This is a genomic window from Chelativorans sp. YIM 93263 (assembly GCF_028767125.1).
GTDB lineage: Bacteria > Pseudomonadota > Alphaproteobacteria > Rhizobiales > Rhizobiaceae > Chelativorans.
In genome coordinates this window covers 20,588-34,576 of sequence record NZ_JAKCWP010000004.1, presented here as the reverse complement: position 1 = coordinate 34,576, position 13,989 = coordinate 20,588, and the positions used below count along the sequence as shown (strand labels likewise).

Genomic DNA, 13,989 nt, shown 5'->3' with positions numbered 1-13,989 from the left:
GCTCATTTCTTGTTGAAGGTCCCGTGTTCGGCTGTGCTTTCCTCCTCCCCGAGCTCTTCGCGAGCCGTCTTGCCATAAACGGGATCGGACGAAAGCTTCTCCAGAACCAGGTCCAGCTTTGACACCGCCCGGGTACGCGTCCGGTGCTCCGTGCGAGCATCGGCCAAATCCCTCTCACGCCGCCGTGCGGAGGCAGCCGCGTTGTCTTCGGCCTCGCGCAACCGGGCAAGTTCATCTGCGCGCTGGTGGAACAGCCCCTGGAGTTGATGAATGCTGTTTACATCGACTTGTTGCCCAACCAGGGAACCCAGCTTCGCCGTTTCCTCCGATGCGGCTTGCTGAAGGTGCAAAGCCGTAGCCTCGGAGGCCTCCCGCATGGCTATCTCCGCATCGACCGCCGCGGCACTCCGGCGGATAACGGTTTCCCTTGCGCGCTGCTCGCGCAGGCGGCGCAAGTCACGGAGCCGGGCGATGATCTCAGCCTCACGCATCGGCTATCTCCTGCAGGCGTTCGCGCGTCGTCTTCATGGTTTCACGCGTGTTCGACGGCTGACGCAAAAAATCGTGGATGCGGTCGATCTTCTGCACTGCTTCGTCGGTCAGCGGATCCGCGCCTTCCTTGTATTCACCAACACGGAGCAGAAGTTCCACCTCCTGATAGCGCGCCAGGAGAGAACGCAACTTACCCGCGGCGGCCCTGTGCTCCTGGGGCACGACGTTGTCCATGAGTCGGCTCCGGCTGCGAAGAACATCAATTGCCGGAAAGTGGTCGCGCCGGGCGAGATCGTTGGACAAGAACACGTGGCCATCCAGCAGCGCCTGAAGCTCTTCCGCGACAGGGTCGAGCGTGCCGTCGCCCTCTGTCAGAACGCTGTACAGTCCGGTGATCGAACCGCGTTCTCCCGGCCCGGAACGCTCCAGTAATCTTGGCAAAGCCGCAAAAAGCGACGAAGGAAATCCGCGCCGCGTCGGCGGCTCTCCCGAAGCCAGTCCGATCTCGCGCTGGGCGCGGGCAAAACGGGTGATATTGTCCATGGCCAGAAGCACATGCTTGCCCTGATCGCGGAAATATTCGGCAATGGTGGTGGCCACGTAGGCGGCTTTGACCCGCTCGATGGCCGGTCGGTCCGACGTCGCGGCAACGATGACGGTCCGGGCTCTCCCTTCCGAGCTGAGCTGGCGTTCCACGAATTCGCGCACTTCCCGGCCGCGTTCGCCGACCAACGCCACCACCGCGATATCGGCATCCGTCCCGCGCACGATATCGGCAGTGAGCATGGACTTTCCAACACCGGGTTCACCGAAGACGCCCAGACGCTGACCGCGCGCGCAGCTCAAAAGGCCGTCCAGGGCCCGAATGCCAAACTGGATCGGCTCTGAAATCAGAACGCGCGAAAGCGGAGGCGGCGGGTAGGCGTGGACAGGATAAGTGCCTTCAACTTCGCCAGGCGGCCAGGGTCCGTCGTCCAGCGGATCGCCCAGCGCACTGATCACACGTCCGAGGAGCCCTCTTCCCACCGGGACCTGCAAATCCTTTCCCGTCGGTACCACCTCGGTCAGACTGGAAAGCCCAGTCACATCGCCCAATGGTACGAGCACGGCCTCCTCATCCGCGAACCCGACGACTTCCGCTTTGGCCCGACGTCCGGTCTTCGGATCCACGAGCTCGCAGATCTCACCCAGCCTTACCTCGTCGACCGCAGCATGAATGACAACGCCGATCACCCGCCGCACACGGCCGTTTCGCGGACGGGCCGCATCATCACGCAGCCGCTCGCGCAGTCGCGGTACAATTCCGGTGAGCCGGGCGTCGACGGCAGGCGTTGTTTGGCTCATCGCCCGCTCGCTCCTTCAACGCCGATAGCGTTCGCCAGCGCTTCGAGCTGGGCTTCGATGCTGGCGTCGAACACTGAAACGTCCGTGGCAACAATGCACGCCTGCATCGTCAGGGAACTGTCGCCATCGACCTCCACCGTGCAACCGAGCGTGTCTTCGTCCACCAATACCGCCAGTTCGCTCTCGACATCGGCCACCATGTCTGGATGAACAGTGATACGGATGTACTTCGCCCGCCGGATATCGGCGATGGCCTGTTTGGCCGCCTGAACCACGCGTTGCTTGATATCGAGGTCGCCCAGGACACGCCTTACGATGTCGAGTGCAAGCCCCACGACCTCGTTCTCAATGCCGTGCAAATAGTCGTCAACCTTGGCAACCGTGTCATTGATGAGACGGGCTGCCTCCGCTTCACCTGCTGCCTTTCCGTCCTGGTACCCTTGCGCGTACTCGCTGGCATATCCCTGGCGGGCCCGCTCCCGCATTTGACTGGCTTCGTGCTTCGCCGTTTCGAAGAAGTCGAAGCCGCTCCGCCATGCCTGCGCTTCCGCCGGCTTGAGCACGCGCCCGGACGGTTTTGCAGGCAGCAGATCGTGAAGCGCTTCGCTTTCTCCTATCTTGACCATCTCGCCTCCCCAAAAGAATGGCTCAAAGCGCTGTCCGGCGAATGATCGCCGGTCCTGTCTCGTTAAAACTCTCCGCCGGCGCTTCCTGGAGCGGAGAGGATCGCGGGGCCTTCAAGCGAAATCGCGTACTGATGGCAGGATCGACGACCTCGCACCAAGCCGCCAAACACCGCCATCCGTCCGCTTCTATACGCTCGCGCAGGGTCTCCAGCGGTTCAAGCGGCTGCATGGGGCCGGCCAGATCCTTGTTCGCTACCGCGAAGGTGCTCAGTTCCGTGTTCAATACCTCCCGCAGGGCAGCTGCATTTCGCCCCAAAATGGTGCCGGCAAGAACATTCCCCCAATAGACCGCGCCGGCACGCAGCACGATTTCATCAAGGCGCTCCCGGCTTGTCGATGCGACCCGGCGATCCGCCTCGTCGACATCGCTTTCGGGTGTGGCGGAAGGAGCGGGCAACTCGAAGTGATCGTTAAGCAATTCCGACAGGCGTTCGTGCAACCGCTCGCTTTGCAGGAGACGCTTACATCCCGCCGGACTGACTGCATGGTTAAATGACCGCGCGAGATGCTCCGGGTCCGCATATGCAGCAGGCTCCTGCAAAAAGGACCGCCACACGTGCGGTTCGTCTGTTCCTGCCTCGCTGGATCGTGTCATGTCTTCTTCGCGGGTACCGGAAGCGTGTAGACATTGCGGCGCTGCCGCCAATATTCGAAACCGAGGCCGCCCGCCAGGCCGAGGACAAGCAAACCGAGGCCGTAGAACAGCCACCGTGCGCGAGCAACGCTGTCCGGATGCAGCCACATCCCGAGAAAGGTGGTGAACCCCGCATTGCCGGAAGCCGAAACCGGGGCACCCCGGGCGGGCACCAGAACCACGGAAACATTATCGTAGGTCAGGCCGGCGACCCCGTTTGCAACGAGCATCTTCACCTGGGGAACATAGTCGCCCATCTCCACCGAAGCGCGGTGGCGGATAAAAACCGAAGCGGATGAAGGCACAAGTTCCCGGCGAAGAGGATCATTGTCGGGCAGGACCAAGTGCACACGGGCTGACAGAACACCGTCGATATCCGCTATCGTCCGGGAAAGCTCCTGGCTGAGCCCGTAAACCATGGCCGCGCGTTCCTCGACCGGAGACGACACAAGGCCGTCCCGCTTGAATACATCCCCCAAGGTCTCGTATTCGGTCTTGGGAAGTCCTGCGTCGTCCAGGACGGCCATAGCGTCGGCAAAACGCCCCTTCTCGACCGTAACCGTCATGGCGCCATCGTTATCCGCACGCCGTTGAGCGGGAATTCCATGGCGCACCAGCGTAGCCACGATCTCATTCGCCTGACGCTGGTCCAGGCCGGTGTAGAGTTCGACGGAGCAGGCCTGCAACAGCAGCATCGCCGCGACAACGAATACGCCGCGGCGCTGGCCCAGCCACCTGGCAAATGAAGGCCGTTGCAGAAAGGCTGTGTTCACGAGACGAGCTACTGCTGCTTGATCAATGTGTTTGCGGACGAAGAGGCTGCCGTCATCCCATTGACTGCCATAGATGCGTTTGCGGCCGCCCACATGACCGAAATCGCCCGATCGAGTGTCGCTGCAAGATCGGTGCTGGTTTCACTCGCACTTGAGCCACCCTGCGGCGCGATCTCAGTTGCCGAATTGTAAGCCTGCGCATTCTCGGATTGAGGCGCCGCTTTTTCGAATGCGTCCTTGAGCTGTTGCGCTACCCCGTCGACCGTCTCCAGCGCGGAGCCGAGAAAAGCCGACGGATCGTTGAACCCGCCGACGACGCCCGTCCCCTTTTCGACCTCGATCATGTAGTCGAAAAGGTTCTGCTCCATGGAAACGGGGGCCTGAGCTGGCTGAACCTCCGACGGCAAGAATGCCTGCGAGGGAGCAATTCCCGATGTCGCTTCCATAATTCCCTCTCCTAAACCGCCTTGCAGGACCAGCTATCCTTCGTCGGACTCGCCCTGCTGCGCTTCCTTGATCGCCTCATTGGCGGAGTTGTTGACCTGAGTACCCTTATTCAGGGGCTGCTCGGCCATCGCGTTGCTTATCTGCGCCTCCAGGGCATGCTCTTTGGACTTCACTTTCTGATTTGCCTGGAGTTGCAGATCCGTCCCAGAAGCATCTACTCGCATGATCATCTCTCCCTATTACTAATTCCCACCGGGTTCGACTTCGGCCACGCTCCGTCCGCGAAAGACACGAACGGGGCCGGAACGCTCCGTTTCTCTCGCGATATGAGAGGTCGCCGGCCCTGACAGCAAACCCAGTGCTTCTCTTACGGCTCCGATGTAGGCCGGCGGACCGGAAACCGAGAGAATGTTCTCGTCGCGAAGGCGGATTGGGTAGCGCGGATCACTGACACCGAGGCCGTCCAGGCGCAGGCGAACATCCTGCATATCCTCCGCGGCCAACTTCACCATTTCGGTGCGCACCTCCCCTTCCGCGGCCACGTGCAGGATCGTACCGTCATAGTACCAGACAAGACCGTACCGGTCGCAGATCCACTCCAAAAACTCCTGCGCGGTGCCCCGCGGCATGCCGTGATTAAGCGTGCCCCGCACCTGTTCGCTCACTTGCACCGGCATGCCCACATTGCGTCCAAACTCACGCAGAGCGTTCTCCACCGGCTGCTCGATGGTGATGTACTTGTACGTGCCGGAAGGCCACTCCGGCTCCGCGGCCAGGACCGGAGCACTGACGCACACGCATGCAGCAAGCACGAAGCCGTAAAACCTAAGGGACGGTCTCGTCATTTCGCCGAAGCTGAATTCCATGCTCTCGCAGTCCGCATTTGCCGGTCGGCCGACACAAGGAGATCCTGCTTCACCCTATAGCCAGCCGGCCCGAAAGAAAAGTCCAATTGGACCGACATGCGGAAAAAATTCCAAATGTTGCATCACCCAAAGAACCGGGTATGCTGCAGAATCTTATGGATAGTCCAATGGGATTCGAATGAAGTTATGGCTGGACCTGGCGTGCGACTGTTTTTGCCGATTTCTTCCGGCAGCCAACGTCGTATGCCGCCTCACTCGATGGATATATGCGCTGATCGGCATCCTGGCACTGGCCGCTTCCGGTGCGCTTGCGCAGCCGGGCGGCTACGATCCCAGGACCTGGACCTTTGACGAGACGACGCACACCCTCGTCGATCCCGGACAGCCCCAGATGCACGGATATCCCGGTACGCATTCGAATCGGGGCCAGTCTACACGCGTGGTGGTGCCGTTTACGGAACCCGTACCGGCCGGTACGATCGTCATCAGCACGTCACAGAGGCGGCTATATCTGGTGCAGAGCAACGGAAAGGCGTTGCAATACACCGTGGGCGTTGGACGCGAAGGCTTCAGTTGGAGCGGTCGGGACCGCATAACGGAAAAACGCGAATGGCCGGACTGGAGACCGCCGGAGGAAATGCGTCGGCGGGAGGCGGCAAAAGGCAATATCTTGCCCGCGCATGTCGAAGGCGGGCCGAACAATCCGCTCGGCGCGCGCGCGCTCTATATCGGGAATACCCTTTATCGCATTCATGGAACGAACCAGCCCTGGACGGTGGGTCAAGCGACCTCGTCCGGTTGCATTCGACTGACCAATGAGGATGCTATCGATCTTTATGAGAGGGTAGCAACTGGCGCAACGGTCATTGTCCGGGACTGATGGCGGGATCGTAATTTTCGACAGAGACGGGCAGCGATTGTGGACATCGGGGTCTGCATGCAAAGGTTGTGGCTGCAGATTGTGACGCGAGGATCGCCGTGATTCCCTTTAACATCAAGCAGCTTGAGACATTCATCTGGGTGGCCACCCTCGGCAGTTTCCGCAAGGCGGCCAATCAACTGAACACGACACAGCCGGCCGTTTCCGCTCGCATCGCAAGTCTTGAGCGAGCACTGGACGTGCGGCTTTTCGAGCGTTTAAGCAACACCGTTCGCCTTACCTCGATGGGCCAGCAATTACTTCCGCTGGTACAGCGGACCTTGCGCACGGCGGATCGCCTACAAAGGGCGGCCAACACACTGTCGACGGTGAATGGTGTGCTGCGTCTCGGCGTTGCCGAAACCATTGTACACACGTGGTTGTCCGATTTCCTGAAGGAATTCCACGATAACTATCCACGGATCGACGTCGACCTGGTCGTGGACGTCACTCTAAATCTGCGCAACGACCTTATTTCGCACCGGCTCGATACCGCTATTCTCATGGGCCCTGTATCGGAGTACCGGATCGAAAACATCAATGTGCCCTCGGTCCCACTGGTCTGGGTCTGCGCACCGCATCTCAGTCTGCCGCAGACGACAGTGACGCTCTGCGAATTGGTGCGTTTTCCGATCCTCACCTACGCCCGCACGACGCGCCCACACAACGAGCTCTACCACAAGCTGAGTACGGACATGGACGATCCGCCGCGGATGTTCCCGGTCAACTCGCTGGCCGCTGCGCTGCGCATGGTCGTCAATGGAATTGGTATCGGGGCGCTTCCCTACGATGTCGTGGCGGAGCCATTGGAAAGAGGCGAGCTGCGGACCATCAGTTGCGAATGGCACCCCTCGAACCTGGAATTCACAGCGTCTTTTTCGATGGATCCATTCAATCCCATTGCCGAGCACGCTGCCCTTTTGGCCGCCAAGGTTGCAAAGACCTACTCGATGCAGCGGCAGGTGATGCTACAGGCGAAAACCGGCTGACCCTCACCGCGCGCACTCACCTGCCGTGTACTCGTTTACGCGGGAGGCAGATAGATCCGGTCACCCTCGAAGATCATGTTGGGGTCGAAAATATGATCGTTCAGCATGACAGCTTCGGCAGTATCGATTGACCTTTCTCGCGCTATACTGCCAAACGACTGCCCGGATTTCACCTCGATCCATTCATAGCCTTCATTTTCGAGATCCGGATTGATGCGACCATCGCGGGTCTGTTCGCCTTCCTCGTGCGGTTCCACATAGTTGGTGGACACCCAGCCTTCATGCTCATTGCCCGCCCAGTCACGACCGCGCACGGCACCCCATTCCCGACCGGTCTCGTCGGTTTCACGCCTGCCGTTTTCCTCTATCAAGGCGGCCGGCTGGAGCATGGTTTTCCGGTTGTCTCCGATCCCCGGTTCCTCGCGTAATTGCGGCCGTTCGTCCGACTCCTCCCGATCCTCCGGCTGCAGCTCGGACGTCGGAGTGGGCTCGGTCGGCCCATCGGAATCGCCGGGCGCCGACGGCGACGGAGTTTCCTCCGGTTCTTCCTGACCAGGCGGAGAACTCTCCTCCACGGGAGTTGTCACCTCGTTTTCGTCCCCCGCCAATACATTCTCGATCCAATAATGGATACCAAAGCCCGTAACTCCGACTCCGACAGCCCCTCTCGCCAGCCGTTCCTTTGCCGCGTCGGAAAGGCCACTGCTCTTTGGTTCCGTCGATGCTGTGGTATCCCCTGGGCCTCTCCTTGAGGCGCGGAAAGCGTCTATATCGGCGCGCACGCTCTTATACCCCAAATACGCGGACCCGATACCAGAGAGAGCATTCGGTATCCAAGCACTAGGCCCGGCGGGAACCGAGTAGGTGGCCATGAGGAGGGCATTGGCCGCACCCAGAGCCGTCAATCCCGCATACTTTTCAACTTTCGAGGGTTCGTACTCCTTTCCCTTTATTGCCTGATGCCCGTACTGCGCTCCTTCGGTGTGATCCCAGACGGCATAAAGCTGATTATACGGTGTCCCTTCACCAGTGGAGAAAGAGGTAACGTGGTAAGGACCGTTCAAAAAGAAGGAGATCGCGATCGCTCCCCGCAAGCTGCGACCGAGCTTTGTATTGACGTCCGTATGCTTCGGCGCCAGTGCGAGTGGGGTGGTTGCCATGCCCCTGAGGATAAGGCTAGCGCCGTTACCTGCGATCAGGACTTCAGGCGGGAGAGTAGCAGCGAGCGTCACATTCGAGCCGAGATAAGGCCCGTAATGATAGGCCAAATCCTTTGCTCTGCCTGCTACATTCCTCGTTTGATGGTTATTTTCCTGACCATCTGTTCGAAGGAGGTCGATCTGCGCTTGGTCCAGTTTGGCCGTTTGAGCGGGTCGAATGGCAGCCGACTGTTCGCTCCTGAATACAAAAAGTTGATCATCGTTGAAGGCGGCGAAATGATCGGGCGTCAGCTTTGCAACCTGTTCCGGCGTCATTGCCGCGAGTTGTCTCGGGGTGAAGGAAGCCGTCTGCTCTGCACTCAAGTAAGTAAGCCGTCCAGGCTTGATGGCTTCCAGCGAGAACGGCCGGATCGCCCGCAACTGCTCACCGTTCATTGCGCGAAGCTGCTTGGGACGAAGAGCGGCAATCTGGTCGAACCGCATCCAGTTAATTTGCTCGGGTGAAAATGCCGCCATCTGCTCGGCGGAAAGCTGCTCAAACGCCTTTGGCTCGATTGCGCGCAGTTCAATCTTTGACAGGTTCGCGATGTCATCGGCGGAAAAGCCGCGAACCGTTTTTCCATCGAGAGAGAAGGATGGCCATCCAGCCGGATCGGCATGGGAGCGCAATGGCAGATCGATGCTTACGATTTCACCGGTCGAAGCGTCCGGTTCTGAAGAAGAAGCCGCTCGATGATTCTGGGGTCCGCCACGGTCCCAGGGGGGTGCAATGGACGACTCTCCCATATCGGGATCGCGCACCAGAATATGCGTCTTGCCCGCGAGCTCCGGCTCATCCCCGCGCATCTGCGGACCGTCCGCCCGCGGCACATAAACCTGGTCTTCGTCCACCGGCTGACGCCCAGAGACAGCGGCACTGATGCTTTGGCCATTTTCGTCGGTCGCGCGGGTGAACGGCTTCTTGTCGGCCCTAGCATAAGCGGAAATGCTTTTTGCTCCGAGGCCGGTGCCGGCAAGCCCTGTCGCAAAGCCAGTTATCGCATCGGCAATCTGCAGTCCCGACATCTGGTCGTGATGCAGGGCAAGATCCTTTGCCGTGACGTACATCAGCGGAGTACCGACTGCCATCGCGCTCGCATCGAGCGTGTGTGCGGCCATGTTTAATCCGCCTGCTGTCCGGATATAGTCGTCCACCTGTCCGGCGGCATAGGGAGCCTTGTGCCAAAGCTGACTGAGACGCCCGGCATCGGCCGCGGCATTGGCCGTACCCGTCGTGCGCAGTGCGCCCATCCCGGCCAGGAACGCCTGGCCTTTCGTCATATTAAGGCTGCGCGCCATTCCAACCATTCGCAGGCCGCTGCCTGCCATCGGCAGCACGGTCGTGGCGACCATCGCCATGTTCATCCAGGATTCGGTTTCGCCCCATTCACCGCCGTGCCGCAGGTGATTAACCTGATGTATAGCGGCGCGTGTGCCGAGGTAACCTGCTCCGGCAACCGCCAGTGGCGCAGCGACCGGTGCGGCGGGCGTAAATGAGAGGACGGTCGCAACTCCGGTGCCGATACCGACCAGCGGATCAACCACCTTGTCCAATGCCGAGACGTTCCGGGCCTGAACAACATCGAGTTTGATGTGTCCATCGGCATCCGGATTCATCCGGAAATCGGTAGGAACAATCAGATCGCCGTCTTCGGAGTATTGATTGTTGTTGTCCTGAAAGTCCTTGACGCTGTCGAAGGCCTTTCCCGCGACATCGACATAGCGCGTGTCGCCATCATCATTCTTGACGGCGAAGAGTGCGCTCTGCTGCATGCCGATTTCGTTATCGATGTAGAAAATCGGCACAGTGCGGACTTCGGCGTTATCACCGCCGATATCCCGGATCTCCTCGCGAACCTTATCGAGCGCTTCGCTGCCTTCATCGGTCGAGGTATCGAGGTGCAAGGCTTCGATGATGGTCTCATCGGTCACGGAACGGAAGGTTTCATCATATCCGCCATCGTAGAGCGATTGCACTTGGAGTTGGACACGCTCCAGCACGTCGTCCCTGCGCTCGTCGAAATAAGCGAACTCCAGCTCTCTTGCATGCTCGTGAGAGGCGCTGTCGTCCAAAAGCTTCAAGGGCTGCGTTTGCTGGAAAGAGTACCAGTCGGCGGCTGTATCGGCGGTGGCGCGGATCTGGTCGAGCTCGTCACGAAGGTCGCGCGCCAGATCCAGGGCGATCCGACTCTGCGCGATTTCGGGGGCAACCCAGCGCCATTCATCCGCCTCGCCATCTTCATCGGTGTCGATGTGGATGGCCACCGGCGCATCGCCATTCAGCGCCTCGAGGCCCTGTGCCTCATAATCGTCGGCGACGTCGGGGTGCACTTTCACCGGCGTGCCGTTCACATTGATCTCGACCGGGTCGATCCCATCCGGGAGCGCGCCTTCCGGCGGCTCTATGCTGCCCAAACCATGCTCTTCGAGAAGTTCGTTGTACTCCTGTTCGAGTTCCTCGATCTGGCCATTGATATCCTCGATCCGGACGTCCAGTTGCTCCTCGAGGGTGCGATTGACGGTTTCGCCCGCCTGAAGCTCTGCGGCCCTCAAGGCCGCCGGGTGATTCTGCGTACAGACAGGAGCGCCGGAGTCCGGCTCGCCTATCAGCAGCGAATTCCATTCCTCGTTCAGCTCATGAAAGCGGTAGCTTTCATCCCCTTCGACATCCGCCAGATCGTAGGTCAGCTGTTGCCGTGTTTCGCCATCCGAAAAGGTGTTGACGATCCAGAGCTGCCCGTCTTCCTCGATCACTTCCTGGCCTCGCAAAGTGCCAAGATAATCACCGCCTATGGTCGAATGCTTTTTACCCTCCTCGAAGAGATGTTCATTCCCTTCGTTATAAGCCTCCAGCAGTCGTTCCTTGATGTCGTGTGCTTCGAGCTCCATCGCGGCACGATCACTCCTGACCTGATAGAATTCCGCGTAAGCACCTGTTATCTCCAGTTGTTTATCAAATGCGGCCTGTTCCTCCTTGAACTGAAGCCAGGATGCGGCCTCCTCCGCGCTGACCCAATGCCATTCCGCCGCACCGTCACCATCGGCATCAAACCGTATCCTGACGGGCTGCCCGCCGTCAGCAAGCGCCGACAGTCCCTCTTCGTCAAAGGCTTCAGCGACTTCCGGCGCGACTTCGACGCTCTGGTCGCCGACTTCGATTTCCACCCGATCCACATCATCCGGCAACCCCTCGACCGAGGTATCAAAACTGCTTTCAATATTCCTGACCATCAAGTCGGTCAGGATGCTGTCCCCCAGCGCGGATTGGTAATCGGCTTGGTAGACGAGCGATTTGAACTCGGCGAAATCCTCGTCGTACTCTTTAACTTCTTCGTCTATGTCGAAATCGCTGCCCGGCTCGGTGATATTCTCGCCGTCCGGATCAGGACGCATCGAGGGCATATCACCGCGCTTCTCGATAGCCTCTCCCATGAGGCGCTCGGCTTCCTCAGAGGCTTCCAAAGCTTCGCCGGCTTCTTCCACACTGGTTTCGGCATCCGTCAACCGTTCCAGTGCATCCTCAAGATCATCGGCTTGCGGTTCCGGTCTGCGCCAGGAATAGCGATCGCCAAGTGCCTCGCGGAACACCTCGTCGAGCGTGTTGCCCGCTGCGTTCCAGGCATCTTCCGAACCGGGATCAAGGGCCCAGATATCGATCTGCGCCTGTATGCGCTCCATTTCGGTCTGGTGCGCGATCAATTCACCGAGAGCCACCTTTTGAGCCATGATGGCTTCGGCCACCTCGGGGTGTACCCAATGCCAGGTCCCCTCGATCTGGACCGGCACATGATCGACGTCCGGGTCTTGCGGCGGCTCGCCTTGGAAATCGATGATCACCACATTGCCGTTTTCATCGACTTCCGTTACGGGCGTCGCTTCCGGGCCAAGCCCGTGTTCCTCGATCGCTGCGTCAGTAGCGGCGGCTGCTTCTTCAGCGTCGCCTTTAACATCCCCATAGGTTTCGCCAGCGAACATGCCTTCGATGACGGTTTTGACGATCGCATCTTCCTCGGCCTCAGACGCATTGTCACTGTTCGGATTAATGGAGATCAGGGTGCGGGCCAGCGCTTCCTCGATACTCCCCGCTTCGATCTCTATTTCCGTCTCGTTCTCGTGGTTCTCCAGCGCTAGTTCGCCGTCAGGACCGGTTGTCAGCGTATAACCGTTGAATATCTCTTCGACGGTGGTTTCGGTGGCGCCATCGATGATAATTGTCTCACCGGGACGGATGACATCACCACGGCCTTCGAACAGTTCCTCGTTCTGTTCCTTCAACTCCTCGACGGGAACACCGTACTCTTCGGCGATGGAGTGCAGCGATTCACCCTCGTCGACCTCGTGCTCTACGGGGACGCCATCATTGACAGGCGTAGTGGTCGTAAGGGTCTCGCGTCCTTCCGGATCGGTCACCGTTTCGCGTATCGTTCCGTCGTCCTGTTCGACACGCCTAACCCGGTTACCATCCTCATCCACGTATTCCTGGATGATCGTGCCGTTTCGGTAGTGTCGGAAATAGCTGGCCTCGACTTCACCGGATTTGGCATCCCGGATCTCGATCTCGCTGGAAATCGGGACGTCTTGGTCCGGGTCTGAAATGTCGACCTCGTATCCGGCCGCCTCGAGCTGGGCGATAACCTGTTCTCGCGTCAAGCCGCGCTCTTCTGCTATGGTGCCGATGCTCTTGCCCTCGACCACATCATCGAGAATGTTAGCAGTTCCGCCTTTTGTCGTGTCCTGATCCGCGGCGAGTTCCGTCTCCTCTCCGTCCGAGATAACGACCGTGGTTGTCTCACCGTCCTCTGGCGTGGTCTCTCGCACAACCACCCCGCTCGGCAATTCTCGTTCCTCGACAACCGTGCCGGAATCCAGATCATCTTCGTAACGGGTCGTTGTCACGCCGGTTTCGGAATCGTGTTCCTCTTCAACCTTCCACCCGCGCTCATCACGAACGGACGACAGTTCCTCCTCACTGCCCTCCTCCTGGATACCGGTGTGGTACGTTCCATCACTCTGGTCATGGTATTCCGTTACGGTGCGCTCACCGTCCGGATCGGTGATCTCGGTGGTATGTACGCCATCGTCGCCGCTCTCCGGTTCCGCCGTTTCGACCGAATAGCCATCGGATTCAAGCGCTTCGGCCACCTCGTCGCGAGACAAATCCTGGTCCTCGGCTACGGCATCGATGCTGTGACCTGCTTCAATATCCTCCAGGATTGCATCCGCTGTTTCCTGGTCAGCCTCAGAAGGCTTGTTTTGAAGCGATCCGTCTTCGAAGCTGACAGCCGTGAATGTGAATCGCATGTCCGGGTCGTTGCCAGGCACGGGACCACCGGCATTCTGACCATCATTCGAGGGTGTCCAATCGGCGGGCGTGGCACTGGTCGGTTGTGTCCCGTTACTGCCGTTGACAGAGTTATCTCCGCTCGACGGGCGAGTTACCTGCGATGAAGCCGTCGTTGACTGCTTCGTGGCCTCCGCCTGCTGGCGTTGGAGCTCCGCCACGGCAGCCCGGATGGCGGCCATCGCTTCCCACGGCGCTTTCATCAGCGGCGAAATCCGGCGTACGGGCATCAGTATCCTCTCCCTCAAATCAAGCCCGAAGAACGTCGCCGGCCATCTCCTCCCCAGCGGACAAGCGCT

At 59.6% G+C, this 13,989-nt stretch carries 11 protein-coding genes; 2 read left to right on the top strand and 9 right to left on the bottom strand.

All coding sequences use genetic code 11. The features are described 5' to 3' along the window. Positions 1-2: 2 nt before the first annotated feature. The 8 genes from LY631_RS09905 to LY631_RS09870 are packed head-to-tail and all read right to left on the bottom strand — an operon-like array spanning position 3 to position 5,221. Complete coding sequence (locus LY631_RS09905) at positions 3-491, bottom strand: hypothetical protein (RefSeq protein ID WP_274425137.1); 489 nt, start codon at positions 489-491, stop codon at positions 3-5. Then, positions 484-1,836, bottom strand: coding sequence for a FliI/YscN family ATPase (locus LY631_RS09900; RefSeq protein WP_274425136.1), 1,353 nt, complete (start codon positions 1,834-1,836; stop codon positions 484-486). The genes LY631_RS09905 and LY631_RS09900 overlap by 8 nt, the downstream gene beginning before the upstream one ends. Further along, positions 1,833-2,462, bottom strand: a complete 630-nt coding sequence (gene sctL, locus LY631_RS09895) for a type III secretion system stator protein SctL (RefSeq protein ID WP_274425135.1) — start codon at positions 2,460-2,462, stop codon at positions 1,833-1,835. Before sctL ends, LY631_RS09900 begins: the two co-directional genes overlap by 4 nt. Before the next feature lie 22 nt (positions 2,463-2,484). Beyond that, a complete protein-coding gene (locus LY631_RS09890; RefSeq protein ID WP_274425133.1) occupies positions 2,485-3,117 on the bottom strand; it encodes a SctK family type III secretion system sorting platform protein in 633 nt (210 codons plus the stop codon). Then, positions 3,114-3,929 carry a type III secretion system inner membrane ring lipoprotein SctJ gene (gene sctJ, locus LY631_RS09885; protein ID WP_274425132.1) on the bottom strand — a complete coding sequence of 272 codons (816 nt, stop codon included), beginning with the start codon at positions 3,927-3,929 and terminating at the stop codon, positions 3,114-3,116. The genes LY631_RS09890 and sctJ overlap by 4 nt, the downstream gene beginning before the upstream one ends. A gap of 8 nt (positions 3,930-3,937) precedes the next feature. Beyond that, positions 3,938-4,375 carry a hypothetical protein gene (locus LY631_RS09880; protein WP_274425131.1) on the bottom strand — a complete coding sequence of 146 codons (438 nt, stop codon included), beginning with the start codon at positions 4,373-4,375 and terminating at the stop codon, positions 3,938-3,940. Positions 4,376-4,408: 33 nt separating this feature from the next. Beyond that, positions 4,409-4,600: a hypothetical protein gene (locus LY631_RS09875; RefSeq protein ID WP_274425130.1), complete on the bottom strand. Its 192-nt coding sequence runs from the start codon at positions 4,598-4,600 to the stop codon at positions 4,409-4,411. Positions 4,601-4,618: 18 nt separating this feature from the next. Beyond that, positions 4,619-5,221, bottom strand: coding sequence for a type III secretion protein (locus tag LY631_RS09870; RefSeq protein ID WP_274425129.1), 603 nt, complete (start codon positions 5,219-5,221; stop codon positions 4,619-4,621). Positions 5,222-5,420: 199 nt separating this feature from the next. On the opposite strand from LY631_RS09870, the gene LY631_RS09865 reads away from it, so the two are divergent. Both LY631_RS09865 and LY631_RS09860 read left to right on the top strand, forming a co-directional pair. Continuing rightward, entirely contained in the window at positions 5,421-6,122 is a 702-nt protein-coding gene (locus tag LY631_RS09865; protein ID WP_274425128.1) for a L,D-transpeptidase, read from the top strand. A 68-nt stretch (positions 6,123-6,190) separates the two neighbouring features. Beyond that, positions 6,191-7,150: a LysR family transcriptional regulator gene (locus LY631_RS09860; protein ID WP_338000426.1), complete on the top strand. Its 960-nt coding sequence runs from the start codon at positions 6,191-6,193 to the stop codon at positions 7,148-7,150. Between the two features lie 35 nt (positions 7,151-7,185). On the opposite strand, the gene LY631_RS09855 is transcribed toward LY631_RS09860, so the two are convergent. Then, positions 7,186-13,920, bottom strand: a complete 6,735-nt coding sequence (locus LY631_RS09855) for a LysM peptidoglycan-binding domain-containing protein (RefSeq protein ID WP_274425126.1) — start codon at positions 13,918-13,920, stop codon at positions 7,186-7,188. Positions 13,921-13,989: the final 69 nt, after the last annotated feature.

Bases quoted from the DNA above. Each gene is read 5' to 3' on its own strand.
- LY631_RS09905 (WP_274425137.1), bottom strand. From the start codon at position 491: ATGCGTGAGGCTGAGATCATCGCCCGGCTCCGTGACTTGCGCCGCCTG.
- LY631_RS09900 (WP_274425136.1), bottom strand. From the start codon at position 1,836: ATGAGCCAAACAACGCCTGCCGTCGACGCCCGGCTCACCGGAATTGTA.
- sctL (WP_274425135.1), bottom strand. From the start codon at position 2,462: ATGGTCAAGATAGGAGAAAGCGAAGCGCTTCACGATCTGCTGCCTGCA.
- LY631_RS09890 (WP_274425133.1), bottom strand. From the start codon at position 3,117: ATGACACGATCCAGCGAGGCAGGAACAGACGAACCGCACGTGTGGCGG.
- LY631_RS09880 (WP_274425131.1), bottom strand. From the start codon at position 4,375: ATGGAAGCGACATCGGGAATTGCTCCCTCGCAGGCATTCTTGCCGTCG.
- LY631_RS09875 (WP_274425130.1), bottom strand. From the start codon at position 4,600: ATGCGAGTAGATGCTTCTGGGACGGATCTGCAACTCCAGGCAAATCAG.
- LY631_RS09870 (WP_274425129.1), bottom strand. From the start codon at position 5,221: ATGACGAGACCGTCCCTTAGGTTTTACGGCTTCGTGCTTGCTGCATGC.
- LY631_RS09865 (WP_274425128.1), top strand. From the start codon at position 5,421: ATGAAGTTATGGCTGGACCTGGCGTGCGACTGTTTTTGCCGATTTCTT.
- LY631_RS09855 (WP_274425126.1), bottom strand. From the start codon at position 13,920: ATGCCCGTACGCCGGATTTCGCCGCTGATGAAAGCGCCGTGGGAAGCG.